Source organism: Streptomyces aureocirculatus (genome assembly GCF_000720475.1).
In the GTDB taxonomy this organism is placed as follows: domain Bacteria; phylum Actinomycetota; class Actinomycetes; order Streptomycetales; family Streptomycetaceae; genus Streptomyces; species Streptomyces aureocirculatus.
The window spans coordinates 1-13,361 of sequence record NZ_JOAP01000033.1; the positions used below are offsets into that span (position 1 = coordinate 1).

Below are 13,361 nucleotides of genomic sequence, written 5' to 3' on the forward strand. Positions count from 1 at the left end.
ACCCCCCGAGCCCCACCACCGTCACAAGGAGCCCAAGCACCGCCCCCACCCCCACAGCAAGCCCCGCCTCCACACCCACCACCACCCGAATCTGCCCAGGGGAGGCCCCCACAAGCCGCAACGAACGCAGCTCGGGCCCCCGCACCCCCGCCGACATCAACTGCGTGCTGACCAGCGAGATCGCCGTGTACGCGAGACAGATGCCGAGCAGCATGAGCAACCCGAGCCGCGTCTGCCCCCGCACCCCGGGGTACTCGGCGGCCAACCACTCCCCGGCGGACCGCACCTCACCCCCGGTGGCAACCCGCAGCGCCGCCACGACAGCCGCACGGTCGGCCCCCGGCCGCAGGGTCACGTCCATGCGGTCGAACGGGGCGACAGGAACGTTGCGGGACGTCACGTACGCCCCGTTGTCACCGGTACCGCGTGCGAGCACCGCCACGATCCGCAACCGCGCCGGACGCCCGTCCCCGAGCCGTACGTCCACCCACTCGCCGACCCGGCGCCGCTCCCACTCCTCGTTGACGACGATGGAACGGTCGTCGAGCCGGCGCACGTCCCCGGCGACGACGGGCAGCCGCGTCACCGCCGCGAACGCCCGCGGGTCGCTCACCGCGCGGGCCTCGGAGCGCACGAGCGCGGTGCCACCGTCCTCGCGTACGTACACGGCGGTGGCCGCGGAGGCGGCGACCACGGCCCCCGGGACGCCCCCGGCGACCGGCTTCAACCTGTCACCGGTGACGACGAGATCCGCGGCGGTACGAGCCCGCGCCTCCACGGCCTCGGCCCGCCCGACCGTCGCGGCGGAGCCGAGCAGACACCCCGCGAGAGCCACGGTGACGAGCACGGGAGCAGCCACCGCACTCGTACGCCGCACGGCCCCGGCCATGTTGGCCCGTGCCAACCGGACAAGGGTCCTCGCACGTCGCCCCCTGCTTCCGCGAGCACAACCCACGCGGGCGGCACCCTGGGGACCACGAGCAGCACTCTGGAGACCACGAGCAGCACCCTGGAGGCCACGAGCGGCACCCTGAAGGCCAACGGCGACCCGGTCCACGTACCGCACCGCCAAAGGCACGAGCGCCGCCACCGCAGTGGCGAGCACCATCCCCTCCACCACATAGAACTTCCGCTTCATCAGCTCAGCGGGCGCAGCCCAGAGCGTCCACAGCAACCACCCGCCCCCGCCCACAAGCAACCCCGCCCCCACCACCCGCCGGGCAGGCGGCATGACCCCCACATCGAGCGAAGCGTCCCGCAGGGCCGCCACGGGACTGACCCGCCCCGCCCGGCGCGCCGCGCTCCAGGACCCGGCGAGCGCCACGGCGAGGCCGGTCCAGAAGGCGAGCTGGTACGGCCACCACGCCCAGGTGGAGCCCGAGAACCCCTCGGCGACCGTGAACCACGCAGGCGCGACGCCCACGTCCACCAGCACCCCGGCAAGCACGGGCGCGGCCCACGCCCCACCCGCACACCCGACCGCGGAGGCCACCGCGCCCACCACGAGCGCCTCGCCGAGCACCCACCGCCGCACCTGCCCCCGACTCGCCCCGGCCGCCCGGAGCAGCCCGAACTCGCGCCGCCGCAGGGCCACCACGAACGCGAACGTGGACGCGGTCACGAACGCGGACACGAACGCGGCGACCCCGCCCGCCGTGCCGAGGAAGGAGTTCACGGCCACCAGGGCTTCCGCGTCCCGCTCGGTGGCGGGGTCGACAAGGCGCCGGTCGGCACCGGTGAGGACACGCGCCCCGGTCCCGGACGCGGCGACGACGGCGCGGACGGAGGCCACGGGCGCGTCCACGCCCACCGCGTCCACGCCCACCGCGTCGACCCCTGCCGTCTCCCCGCCGACCACGCCCGATGCCCTACCGTCTGTGCGGGTATGCCCCAGGAGTCGAAGCTCGCGCAGCAATTCTTTGTCCACAGGGTGTGGATGAGCGAGCCGCTTCGTCACCCGACGGACCTCGGGCCCCCGCTGCACCGCCACCGTCAGCGTGTCCTGCCCCGCGACCACCACCGGTGACCCGGCGAACCGCACCGGCGCGCGCACCGGCGGGTCCAGGCTCGCCGCGAGCCCCACCCCCATGGCGGCCACCAGGGCCACCCCGAGGGCGATGGCGACGAAGGCACCCAGAAATCCGGCCCACCGGGCCCGTAGCGACGCAAGAACCATGCCCCGAGCCAACCGTGCCCGGCCCCGGCGCTCACGACCACTGGCGGGCCGGTCGAGGGTATGGCCAGGCCTACCCTTAGGGGTATGGAATCGGTGATCGACAGGGCGTTCGCGGCGGCGTTGTACGGGCCGGACGCGGGCGCCGGGCGCGCGGGCGGGGCCACACACGGGCTCGACACCGGCGCGTCCCTGCTCGCCGCCGCCCCCACCGCGGACGCCGAACTGGCCGCGCGGGGCGAGGAGTTGCTCCGTCGCGCCTGGGAGCGCGGCTGGCAGCCCGCCGACGTCCTGCGCCTGGTGCGCCGCGACCTGGACGAGCCCCACGTACGCCTGGCCGCCTCCCTGATCCGCGCCGAGACCCGGGCGTACGCCCCCGACCGGCTGCCAGCCCGCTGGCCCGCCCAGCTCGCCGCCCTCGACGCGCACGCGCCCTGGCGGGCCCCCGACCGGTTCGCCCACGCCACCGCCGTACTCGCCCTCTACCGCCTGCTGCTCCAACTGCCCCCGACAGAGCCCGTCGGCCCGGCGCCCGGCACCCCCGTACACCTGCCGCCACCGCACCCGGGCGACGAACCGCGCGCCCTCACCCGCATCCGCGCCCTGCTCGCCAAGGCCGAGGCGACCGGCTATCCGCAGGAGGCGGAGGCGCTGACCGCCAAGGCGCAGGAGCTGATGGCGCGGTACAGCGTCGACGAGGCCGTGCTCGCCGCCCGTACGCAGGCCGCCGGTGTGCCCGGCGCCTGCCGCATCGGCGTCGACGCCCCGTACGAGACGGCCAAGGCGATCCTCCTGGACGCCGTCGCCGACGCGAACCGCTGCCGAGCGGTCTGGAACGAGGCGTACTCCTTCTCCACCGTCGTCGGCTTCGACCCCGACCTCGAAGCGGTGGACCTCCTCTACACCTCCCTCCTCGTGCAGGGCACCGCGGCGATGACCAAGGCGGAGGCCGGTCAGCGTGCGGGCGGGCGCAAGCGCACCAAGGCGTTCCGGCAGGCCTTCCTGATGGCGTACGCGCAGCGGATGGGCGCCCGCCTGGAGGCCGCCGCGGCCCCCGTCACCCACTCCGGCACCGACGGCGGCGCGCTGCTCCCGGTGCTCGCCGCCCGCGACGTCGCCGTCACCGACCGGACGGAGCGGATGTTCCCCGAGACGTCCACGACCCGGGTGCGCGGGGTGCGGGACGGCGAGGGCTGGGCGCAGGGTGCGGCGGCCGCGGACCGGGCGCACATGGCGCACCACGCGCGCGTGGAGGGCTGATGCGCATAGGGGAGCTCTCGGAGCGCACCGGCGCCTCCCGCAGGCTGCTGCGCTACTACGAGGAGCAGGGCCTGATCGTCGCCGACAGGGCCGCCAACGGCTACCGGGACTACGACGAGTTCTCCGTGGACAGGGTCCTGCAGATCCGCGGCCTTCTGGACGCGGGCCTGCCGACCCGGATCATCAAACAGATACTCCCGTGCCTCAACAGGCCCCGCACCATCCACTTCCCCGACGCCACCCCGGAGATGCTGGCCACCCTGGAGCAGGAGCTGGCCCGCATGACGCACCGCGCCGAGTGCCTGCTGCGCAACAGGGACGCCATCGCGGAGTACTTGGACGAGGTACGGGTTACCCGGGACGTGGGAGGTCGGGGAGGCCAGGGTGGCCAGGGCTGACGGACCGATCCGTCACACACTTTGCCCCATATGTGAAATATCCCCCGTAGTATCACTAAATGACCTGGTGGCGAGCCCTGAAGAAGACGGGGCGTTCGGGTCTGGCCGTGGAGCGGCGGCGGCTCGAACCCCTGGTGGCGCTGCGCGGCGCGGCGGGCCTGGCGATCGTGATCGGTCTGAGCCTGACGCTGTTCGGCCCGGCGGTCGCGGCGAGCTCGGCGTTCGGCGCGTTCCAGGCGGCCATCGCCACCTTCCAGCGCAGTTGGCGTCCGCGCCCCGAACTGGCCCTGGCCTCCGGCACCAGTTTGGCCCTCTCCACCTTCCTCGGTTACCTCACCGGCAGCCACCTCCTCCTCTTCCTGGCCCTCCTGGCCCTGTGGACCTTCCTGGCGGGCCTGAGCTGGGCGGCGGGGCCGACGATCGGCCTGATCGCCACCTCCAACGTGGCGATCATGCTGGTCACGATCACCCTGCCGACGTCCGTGGCCGCGGCGGCCGGGCACGCCGCGATGATGGTCGTGGGCGGCGCGCTCCAGGCGGCCCTGGTGATCGTGTTCCCGGTACGCCGTTGGGGCGCCCACCGCGACGCCCTCGCCGACGCCCTGGCCGCGGAGGCGGACTACGCCCGCAGGCTCCGCCACGACCCCGTGGCGCCCTTCGACCCGGTCCCGCTGATGACGGCCCGCGCCGCCGCCCACATCACGCCGCGCCAGGCCCGCACCCGCCCAGCCGAACTCCACGGCGCCCGCGGCGTCGCCGAGCGCATCCGCCCGGTCCTCGCCTCCCTGGCCGACCCGGCCCTCGGCGTCCCCGCGGACGGCCCCGAACGCGACCGGGTCCGCGAACTCCTCGCCGCGACGGGCACCATCCTGGACGCGGCGGCCCGCGCCATCCGCCACGGCGACCCGGTGGACCTCTCCCCGTCGGCGATCGCCACCTTCCGCACCCCGGACACGGGCGCCGTCCTCTCGGGCCCGCCCCAGCGAGCGGCCCGCCGCCTGGCCACGCTGCTACGGGACGTGGTGGAAGTGGCGGGAGGAACGTCGGCGGACGAGACCCCCGCCCCGGCCGCGGGCAAGCAGCCGACGAAGGCCAACCTGGTCAGGCCCGGGCTCACGGCCCTGGTCCCGGCCGCCCTGCGGGCCATGCGCCAGGAGCTGAAGCGGCGGCACACGGCGGTGACCCGCCACGCCCTGCGCGTGACCACGGTGGCGGTCGCGGGCTACATCCTCGGTACGTACCTGCCCCTGGGCCACCCCTACTGGGCCCCCATGGCGTCGGTCATGGTCATGCGCCCCGACTTCTCCCAGACCTACACCCGCGCGGTGGGCCGCTTCGCCGGCACCTTGGTGGGCGTGACCCTGGCCACGGCCCTGGTCCAGTTGACGCACCCGGACACCCACCTCTCCGCCGCGCTCGCGGTGGCCTCCGCGGGCCTGATGTACCTCCTGATGCGTACGGGCCAGATCGCCGCCCAGGCCTGCGTGGCCGCGTACGTGGTGTTCCTCCTCGGCATGGGCGGCGAGCAGTGGACGCAGACGGTCCCCGAACGCGTCGTCCTGACCCTCATCGGCGGCCTCCTCGCCATGGCGGCGTACGCCTCGTACCCCGCGTGGGAGACGCCGCGCCTGCGTACCCGCCTCGCGGACTGGCTGACGGCGGAGGGCAGGTACGCGGCGGCCGTCGCCGACCACTACGCGGACCCGGCGGGCACATCCTGCCCCGACGTCCGCGAGACCCTCCTCGCCGCGCGCGACGCCCGGGCCGCCTGGCAGGAGGCCCTGGCCAAGGCCGAGCACGAACCCGTACGCCACCGCGGTCTCTCGCGGGCGGCGGCAGCGGAGGCGGAGGAAGCCCTGGCCCAGTTCGGCCGGGTCGCCATGCTCCTGGAGGCCCACCTCCCGGACCGCGGCACGCCCCCCGTGCCCGCCGCAGCCGACCTCGCCACCGCTCTGCGTACGGCCACCGAGCAGGGCGCGAAGGCCGTACGGGAGCGCCGCGTCCCGCGCTGGGACCGGGTCCACGACGTCCTCACCGCCTGGGCGCCGGAGGACACCCCCGCCCGGATCGTCCGCCGAGGCGCCACCCTCCTCCGCAAGGCCCTGACCGACCTCTCCGAGGCCCTGGACACAACACCACCCCCCATGCTGGTGGACGGCGCCACCACACCCCGACGCCAGGGCGACACCCCTCCGCGCACATAGCGGCCACCCAGTGGCTGGGGCTGCGCCCACAGGGAGGGCGGTGGACGGCGCCCCCTCCCTCGTCGACGAGAAAACCGCCCCTTGACCTCAAGTCCGCTTGAGGTCCCAGAGTGATCTGCATGAACACCGAAACCGCAGACATCAAAGCCATCGAACAGGTCGTGGCCACCGTCGAGCGCACCCAACGCGCCAAGGATGCGGAGGGTTTCCTCGCGCTGTTCCATCCCGATGCCCTCTGGACGACCGGCCATGGCAAGGTCCTCATCGGCTTCGACGCGATCGCCGAGTTCACCCGCACCGTGCTGCCCACGGCGAGCTGGGACGGTGAGGTCACCTACGAGGCAGTACACACGCAGTTCCTGCGGCCCGACGTGGCAGCCGTCAAGGTCCGCCAGGTCTACCACTCGCCAGAGGGCGATACGGAAGGCGCTCCGCTCTACGTCATGACCAAACAGGATGACGGGAGATGGCTGTTGCACGCATGCCAGAACACTGAAGTGCGGGCCGGTTAGGGCTCGCCCGGCCGACGACAGCCCCGCCGGGACCTCAGGACCGCAAGAGGCACCGAGCCGCAGACGCTGTCGCGACCGGAGGGGTCGTGGCGGTATGACCGAGCGCAGCGTGCCAAGCAACACACTTACGGTGCGATGAAGCCAGGCAGTGTCCACTACGCGAGCACGGCCATACCGCCACGACCCCGCCACCCCCACAACCGGAAGGGCGAAAACGACCGTCGGCGCAGGAGACGGGCAGTATCAAGACGTCAACGGCCGTTGACCACGAGCGCAACGGGCTCACCCCCGGTGATGGCGACCCAACTGCCTCCCAGGCTGCTGAATCGCGCGCCGAGCTACCAGGAGGATTTGCGCACGCCGGGCAGAAAACCGGCGTGAGCCTGCTCCCGCAGCCGCACCCGGGAGAGCCCGAACGCCCCCACGTACCCGCGGGGACGCCCGTCCACGCTGTCACGGTTGCGCACCCGAGTGGCACTCGCGTCCCGAGGCTGCCGGGCCAACTCCGCCCGGGCGGCACGCCGTTCGGCGTCAGGCGTGGAAGGCCGCCGGATGACCTCCTTCAGGAGGGCCCGCCGCGCCGCGTACCGCGCGACGACAACCCGCCGCTGCTCATTCTTGGCGATCTTGCTCTTCTTCGCCATCAGACCTTCACCCCACGGGCACGGATCCTGGCCACGGCGGCCTCGATCCCGATGGTGTCGACGGTCTTGATGCCCTTGGCGCTCAGCCGCAGCCGGACATGGCGCCCCTCGCTGGGCAGCCAGTACCGCTTGCGCTGGACGTTGACGTCGAAGCGGCGCGGGGTGCGCCGGTGCGAGTGGGAGATCTGATTGCCGAACCCCGGCACGGCGCCGGTGAGCTGACAGTGGGCGGACATGGTGACGCACCTCTCGATCGGATTCGCTCCCGCTTATTTGAAAACGGGATTCATTTTCATACACTACCTCCATGGCCCGCAACGAACTCCGCCCGATCATCAAGCTCCGGTCCACAGCCGGAACCGGCTACACGTACGTGACCCGCAAGAACCGCCGGAACAACCCGGACCGCCTGACCCTGCGCAAGTACGACCCGGTGGCAGGCCGGCACGTCGACTTCCGAGAGGAGCGCTGACATGCGACCCGACATCCACCCGCCGTACGGCCCGGTCGTCTTCCGCGACAAGGCCGCGGACTTCGCCTTCTTGACCCGCTCGACCGCGACGAGCGAGAAGACGGTCGTCTGGGAGGACGGCAACACCTACCCCGTCATCGACGTCGAGGTCTCCTCCGCGAGCCACCCCTTCTACACGGGCCAGCAGCGCGTACTGGACACCGCGGGCCGCGTCGAGCGCTTCGAGCGGCGTTACGGCGGCGGCCGCTGATGGAAGCGCACCCCACCGGAGGCGCGGCAGGACCGCAGCCGTCCGCGGGCCGCATGGACGTAGCAGTGGTCGCCGGTCTGCACGCGGAGGCACGGTCGGCGGCGGTGGCCAGGCTCCTTGCCACCGTGCCCGGCAGCGTGGCGCTGCACCACGATCTGTCGAGCGCGGCGCACGGCACGGTCGCGCGGACGGTGCGCGACGCCGGCGGCCTGCTCTCCACCGGCGAGGCCCCGCTGGTGAACGACTGCGCGTGCTGCGCGCTGCGCGAGGACCTGGTGCCGGAGCTGGAGCGGCTCGCCGCGGGCGGGCTCACCCGGCTCGCGGTGGTCGAACTGTGGGACTCCGTCGAGCCCAAGGCCATGGCGGAGGTCATCGCGGGGCACGGCTCGCAGGCGCTGCGCCTGACCGGTGTGATCACGGCCGTGGACCCGGCCCTGCTCCTGCCGTACCTCGCCAATGGCGACGACCTGGTGGACGCCGGGCTCGCCGCGGCGGCCACCGACCAGCGCACGGTCGCCGACACCTGGGCGCGCCAGTTGGAGTACCCGCCGGTGCTCGCGGTACTCGAACCCGACGGCCAGACCGACCAGACCGACCCGGCCGACCCCGCCGCCCCCGGCGAGGCGGACGCCGAGGACCGCGCGCTGCTCGCGCAGCTCCACCCGACGGCCCGCCAGGTCCCGATCGGCCACGGCGACCTGGCGGGCGCCGCACTCGCGGGGTTCGACGTGGAGGCGGCGGCCGCGGCCCAGCACCCGGCGTGCGCGCTGCTGCCCGCGGAGGCCGACGACAGCGGGGTCAGCACCTTCGTCTGGCACCGTGAACGGCCCTTCCACCCAGAGCGGCTCTACGCCGCCCTGGAGGACCTGACCTGTGCGGCCGCCCGCAGCCGTGGCCGCTTCTGGCTCGCGGACCGGCCCGACACGCTCCTCGCGTGGGACGCGGCGGGCGGCGCGCTGTGCGTGGAGAACGCCGGACCCTGGCTCGCCTCCCTGCCGGACGCCGCGTGGGAGATGGTGCCGCCGGTGCGCAGGGCCGCCGCCGCGCTCGACTGGCACCCCGAGCACGGGGACTGCTGCCAGCACCTGGTGTTCACCTCGCCGGGCCTGGACCGCGACGGAATCGCCGAGGTCCTGGAGTCCTGCCTCCTCACGGACGAGGAGTACGCCGCGGGGCGTGCCGCCTGGAAGACCCTGACCCCCGCCTTCGACGCCCTCCTGGAGGTCTGACCTTGTCCCCGCGCCGCCCCGACCGTGCAGGCAAGCCCCTGAAGCCCCGGCCCAACCCCCTCGATACGGCGGGAATCACATACATCGACTACAAGGACACCGACCTGCTGCGGAAGTTCCTCTCCGACCGCGGCAAGATCCGCAGCCGCCGGGTCACCCGGGTGACGGTGCGGCAGCAAAGGCAACTGGCGAAGGCCATCAAGAACGCCCGCGAGATGGCGCTGCTGCCGTACGCGTCCCGCTGAGGGGCCGCGCCCTTTCGCGGCATACATCCCGTGACGCCCGTAACGCCGTCGCGCGGTGGACACCTCCCCGTCCGCCACGCGGCGGCGTTCTTTTCGACTTCGGCCAAAAAGAGCAGCCGTAATGGCTCTCTTTGCGTCTGTCATAGCGAGCGGGGCGGTGTTCGATCCGGTCAACCGAGGGCTGTAACCAGCTCACCACACCGCGTGCACGTGCATCTGCCCATGCATCAGCACATGAACAGAGCTATGATCCGGGACAGTTGACAGTTACAACAACAGCCACGGCACCACCGGGGAGCGACCTGTGCACCACGTGTTCAACGGCATGGCGGCCACGGATCTTCACGGGGTCATCTGGCAGAAGAGCAGGCACAGCAATTCACAGGGTGCCTGCGTGGAGTTCGCGAAACTGCCGGGCGGCGACGTGGCCGTCCGCAACTCGCGGTTCCCCGAGGGGCCCGCGCTCGTCTATACGCGCGCCGAGATCGAGGCCATGCTGCTCGGCATGAAGGACGGCGAGTTCGACGACCTCATCGGGGGCTGACCGGCGCCGCGGGTCCCCGGCCCAACCGGCGCCCGGGCCCCCTGGGGGGCCACGGGCCTAGGCCAGTTGGAACAGCGCCCACACCACTTTGCCGTTCAGCGCGCCCGCCAGCGGGTGCCAGCCCCAGCCGTCGCTGAACGAGTCCACCAGGAAGAGGCCGCGGCCCGACTCGGCGGAGAAGTCGTCATCCGCCTCCTCGCGCGCCACCGGACTGTCGTCGCTGGGGTCCCGTACCGCACACACCAGACGCGAGGTCCAGCGCATCATGTGCAGACGCACGGGCGCGTCCTCGGTGGCGCCGACCGGACACGCGGCACGCGGAGTGTCCGCGGGCAGCGCGTGCCGCAGGGCGTTGGTGACGAGCTCCGACACGACGAGCGCGATGTCGTCGAACCGCTCTTCGAGGTCCCAGGACACCAGCGTCTTGCGGGTGAACTGCCGGGCGCTGCCCACGGCTTCGTAGCGGGCGGGAAGAGCGCAGGAGGCCGCGCTGGAGACCGCGGAGGGGTCGAGCGGAGGAAGGCCCTGCCGTAACGGCTCGAGCATGGTCGATCCATTCGTCCCCATGCGAGGCACTCCCCGGTTTTCGCGGTTCGCGGTACAAAGCGATCGGGCGGTGGCGCGGTCGGTACAGCCGGGCGGCACAGCGATGGCGCAGCGGTGACGCGCGGACCATGGTTCCGAATGCGTACAGCAGATGCAAGGGCAGATGCACGTGCACGCGCCGGACTCGACCGTTCCTGGGCTGTTTCTTGCCTATTTCTTCCGACGACTTCTTGCGGAGACCTTCCTGAGGCTTTCCCTTTCCGTAACCGAACGAGCACGGCCTGAAGCGTTTAATGGCAGACTGCGGGTCTCACACCTTGGGGAGGACTGAGCGAAGTGACCGCTGGGGAGTCGAGCGGCTCGGTGGTACGGCGCATTCTGCTGGGCTCGCAACTGAGGCGCCTGAGAGAGTCGCGGGGCATCACCCGTGAGGCGGCCGGCTACTCGATCCGCGCATCCGAATCGAAGATCAGCCGCATGGAGTTGGGACGGGTGAGCTTCAAGTCGAGGGACGTCGAGGACCTCCTCACGCTCTATGGCGTCATGGACGAGGCGGAGCGCGGCGCACTCCTCTCGCTCGCCAAGGAGGCGAACCTGACGGGCTGGTGGCACAGCTACTCGGACGTCCTGCCCGGCTGGTTCCAGACATATATCGGTCTCGAAGGCGCGGCCTCCCTGATCCGTGTCTACGAAGTCCAGTTCATCAACGGCCTGTTGCAGACCGAGGCCTACGCCCACGCGGTCGTCGAGCGCGGCATGAAGGCCGCAGCCGCAGGCAAGACGGGCGGAGGGCGCAAGTCCGCGCGCGGCAACCGGGTCAACCAGGCCGACGTGGACCGCCGCGTGGCACTGCGCCTGGAGCGCCAGAAGCTGCTCGTGTCCGAGCGTGCCCCGAAGTTCGCCTGCGTCCTGGACGAAGCGGCCCTGCGCCGCCCGTACGGCGACCGCGAGGTGATGCGCGGCCAGATCCAGCATCTGATCGACATCTCGGAGCGCCCGAACGTGACGTTGCAGGTCATGCCGTTCACCTTCGGCGGGCACGCGGGCGAGTCCGGCGCGTTCACGATGCTCAGCTTCCCCGAGTCCGACCTGTCGGACGTCGTGTACCTGGAGCAGTTGACGGGCGCGCTCTATCTGGACAAGCCCGAAGAAGTCGCCCAGTACGAACGGGTGATGGCCGAGCTGTAACAGGACTGTCCTGATCCGGCCGACAGCCGTGACCTTCTCCGTGGTCTACTCCAACTGACCTGAATCGTCAGTAGGATGACGTGAAATCAGGTGTCTGCACTCTGCGGCAAGGGGTCTCGCGTCATGTCCTTCTTCACCGATCTGGCTCACCAGTACATCGACGGTGAGTGGAAGGCCGGCTCCGGTTCCTGGGACATCATCGACTTCAACCCGTACAACGGGGAGAAACTGGCGTCGATCACGGTCGCCACGGCGGACGAGATCGACCAGGCCTACCGCGCGGCGCAGCGCGCCCAGGAGTCCTGGGGCGCCACCAACCCCTACGCCCGGCGTACCGTCTTCGAACGCGTCCTGCGGATCATCGAGGACCGCGAGGCGGAGATCACCGAGGCGATCGTCGCCGAGCTCGGCGGCACGCTGGTCAAGGCCGGCTTCGAGCTGCACCTGGCCAGGGAGTTCCTGCGCGAGGCGATACACCTCGCGCTCGCCCCGCAGGGCCACATACTCCCCTCGCCGGACGACACCAAGGAGAACCGCCTCTACCGCGTCCCGGTGGGCGTCGTCGGTGTCATCAGCCCCTTCAACTTCCCCTTCCTGCTCTCGCTGAAGTCGGTGGCCCCCGCCATCGCCCTCGGCAACGCCGTCGTCCTGAAGCCGCACCAGAACGCCCCGATCCTCGGCGGCAGCCTGATCGCGAAGATCTTCGAGGACGCGGGCCTGCCGCCGGGCGTCCTGAACGTCGTCATCACGGACATCGCCGAGATAGGCGACGCGCTCATCGAGCACCCGGTGCCCGGCGTCATCTCCTTCACGGGCTCCGACGCCGTCGGCCGCCACGTCGCCACGGTCTGCGCCCAGAACTTCAAGCGCTGCGTCCTCGAACTCGGCGGCAACAGCGCCCTGATCGTCCTGGAGGACGCCGATGTGGACTACGCGGTCGACGCCGCCGTCTTCAGCCGCTTCGTGCACCAGGGCCAGGTCTGCATGGCCGCGAACCGCATCCTCGTGGACCGGGCCGTGCTCGCCGAGTTCACCGAGAAGTTCGTCGCCAAGGTGAAGACCCTGAACGTCGGCGACCCGGCGTCCCCGGAGACGCACATCGGCCCGCTCATCAACTCCTCGCAGGCCGACGGCGTGACCTCGCTGGTCACGCAGGCCGTCCAGGCGGGCGCCACGGCCCTGCTGCACGGCGCCACCGAGGGCAATCTGGTCGCGCCCTCCATCCTCACCGACCTGCCCGAGGACGCTCCCGTGCTGCGCCAGGAGGTGTTCGGCCCGGTCGCGCTCATCCTGCCCTTCGACGGCGAGGAGGAGGCCGTCCGCATCGCCAACGACACTCCGTACGGTCTGAGTGGCGCCGTCCACACCGGTGACATCGAGCGCGGGGTGCGGCTCGGCAAGCGCATCAACAGCGGCATGATCCACATCAACGACGGCACCGTCCACGACGAGCCGATCGTGCCCTTCGGTGGCGAGAAGCACTCCGGCGTCGGGCGCCTCAACGGCGAGGCGACGGTGGAGGCGTTCACGACCCACAAGTGGATCTCGGTACAGCACGGCCGCTCGCGCTTCCCGTTCTGAGGCGCCGTGGAGCTCCCGGAGAGCTGAATTCCACACCCGCGGACCCTTGAGGACAGCACCTGTCCGCAAGGGTCCGTAGCGTCTGTGGTGTCGGAAAGGCCGACGGCCCGGCAGG

Annotated in this window: 15 protein-coding genes; 11 read left to right on the forward strand and 4 right to left on the reverse strand. The window is 71.7% G+C overall.

Going from position 1 to position 13,361, the window contains the following annotated elements:
* Positions 1 to 2,176: FtsX-like permease family protein (locus IG78_RS0127375; RefSeq protein ID WP_030567829.1), on the reverse strand; the 2,176-nt coding region annotated here is incomplete at its 3' end.
* Positions 2,177 to 2,260: 84 nt separating this feature from the next.
* On the opposite strand from IG78_RS0127375, the gene IG78_RS0127380 reads away from it, so the two are divergent.
* The 4 genes from IG78_RS0127380 to IG78_RS0127395 all read left to right on the forward strand — a co-directional run bounded on the left by IG78_RS0127380 (position 2,261) and on the right by IG78_RS0127395 (position 6,547).
* Positions 2,261 to 3,433 carry a DUF2786 domain-containing protein gene (locus IG78_RS0127380; protein ID WP_030567831.1) on the forward strand — a complete coding sequence of 391 codons (1,173 nt, stop codon included), beginning with the start codon at positions 2,261 to 2,263 and terminating at the stop codon, positions 3,431 to 3,433.
* Positions 3,433 to 3,831 (forward strand): MerR family transcriptional regulator, encoded by a 399-nt coding sequence (locus tag IG78_RS0127385; protein ID WP_030567833.1) that lies wholly within the window; start codon positions 3,433 to 3,435, stop codon positions 3,829 to 3,831. Before IG78_RS0127380 ends, IG78_RS0127385 begins: the two co-directional genes overlap by 1 nt.
* 59 nt (positions 3,832 to 3,890) lie before the next feature.
* Positions 3,891 to 6,035 carry an FUSC family protein gene (locus IG78_RS0127390; protein ID WP_030567835.1) on the forward strand — a complete coding sequence of 715 codons (2,145 nt, stop codon included), beginning with the start codon at positions 3,891 to 3,893 and terminating at the stop codon, positions 6,033 to 6,035.
* Positions 6,036 to 6,154: 119 nt separating this feature from the next.
* Entirely contained in the window at positions 6,155 to 6,547 is a 393-nt protein-coding gene (locus tag IG78_RS0127395; protein ID WP_107055010.1) for an SgcJ/EcaC family oxidoreductase, read from the forward strand.
* A 338-nt stretch (positions 6,548 to 6,885) separates the two neighbouring features.
* Here IG78_RS0127395 and rpsN read toward each other — a convergent pair whose 3' ends face one another.
* A complete protein-coding gene (gene rpsN / locus IG78_RS0127400) occupies positions 6,886 to 7,191 on the reverse strand; it encodes a 30S ribosomal protein S14 (RefSeq protein WP_030567838.1) in 306 nt (101 codons plus the stop codon).
* Entirely contained in the window at positions 7,191 to 7,427 is a 237-nt protein-coding gene (gene rpmB / locus IG78_RS0127405; RefSeq protein ID WP_030567840.1) for a 50S ribosomal protein L28, read from the reverse strand. Before rpmB ends, rpsN begins: the two co-directional genes overlap by 1 nt.
* 71 nt (positions 7,428 to 7,498) lie before the next feature.
* On the opposite strand from rpmB, the gene rpmG reads away from it, so the two are divergent.
* The 5 genes from rpmG (at position 7,499) to IG78_RS0127430 (ending at position 9,931) form a co-directional block, all read left to right on the forward strand.
* Positions 7,499 to 7,663, forward strand: coding sequence for a 50S ribosomal protein L33 (rpmG, locus tag IG78_RS0127410; protein ID WP_014150502.1), 165 nt, complete (start codon positions 7,499 to 7,501; stop codon positions 7,661 to 7,663).
* A gap of 1 nt (position 7,664) precedes the next feature.
* Positions 7,665 to 7,913, forward strand: a complete 249-nt coding sequence (locus IG78_RS0127415) for a type B 50S ribosomal protein L31 (protein WP_030567844.1) — start codon at positions 7,665 to 7,667, stop codon at positions 7,911 to 7,913.
* Positions 7,913 to 9,142, forward strand: coding sequence for a CobW family GTP-binding protein (locus tag IG78_RS0127420; protein ID WP_051852986.1), 1,230 nt, complete (start codon positions 7,913 to 7,915; stop codon positions 9,140 to 9,142). Before IG78_RS0127415 ends, IG78_RS0127420 begins: the two co-directional genes overlap by 1 nt.
* A gap of 2 nt (positions 9,143 to 9,144) precedes the next feature.
* Positions 9,145 to 9,387 (forward strand): 30S ribosomal protein S18, encoded by a 243-nt coding sequence (rpsR, locus tag IG78_RS0127425; RefSeq protein ID WP_030567848.1) that lies wholly within the window; start codon positions 9,145 to 9,147, stop codon positions 9,385 to 9,387.
* A gap of 304 nt (positions 9,388 to 9,691) precedes the next feature.
* Entirely contained in the window at positions 9,692 to 9,931 is a 240-nt protein-coding gene (locus IG78_RS0127430; protein WP_030567850.1) for a DUF397 domain-containing protein, read from the forward strand.
* Positions 9,932 to 9,988: 57 nt separating this feature from the next.
* Here the strand turns inward: IG78_RS0127430 and IG78_RS0127435 are convergent, their stop codons facing one another.
* On the reverse strand, positions 9,989 to 10,477 hold the full coding sequence (locus IG78_RS0127435; RefSeq protein WP_030567852.1) for an ATP-binding protein: 489 nt from the start codon (positions 10,475 to 10,477) through the stop codon (positions 9,989 to 9,991).
* 336 nt (positions 10,478 to 10,813) lie between these two features.
* On the opposite strand from IG78_RS0127435, the gene IG78_RS42750 reads away from it, so the two are divergent.
* Both IG78_RS42750 and IG78_RS0127445 read left to right on the forward strand, forming a co-directional pair.
* The gene (locus tag IG78_RS42750) at positions 10,814 to 11,665 is read left to right on the forward strand and encodes a helix-turn-helix domain-containing protein (RefSeq protein WP_404827765.1); all 852 of its coding nucleotides are present in this window, start codon (positions 10,814 to 10,816) and stop codon (positions 11,663 to 11,665) included.
* Between the two features lie 123 nt (positions 11,666 to 11,788).
* Positions 11,789 to 13,246 (forward strand): aldehyde dehydrogenase family protein, encoded by a 1,458-nt coding sequence (locus IG78_RS0127445; protein WP_030567854.1) that lies wholly within the window; start codon positions 11,789 to 11,791, stop codon positions 13,244 to 13,246.
* Positions 13,247 to 13,361 lie beyond the last annotated feature (115 nt).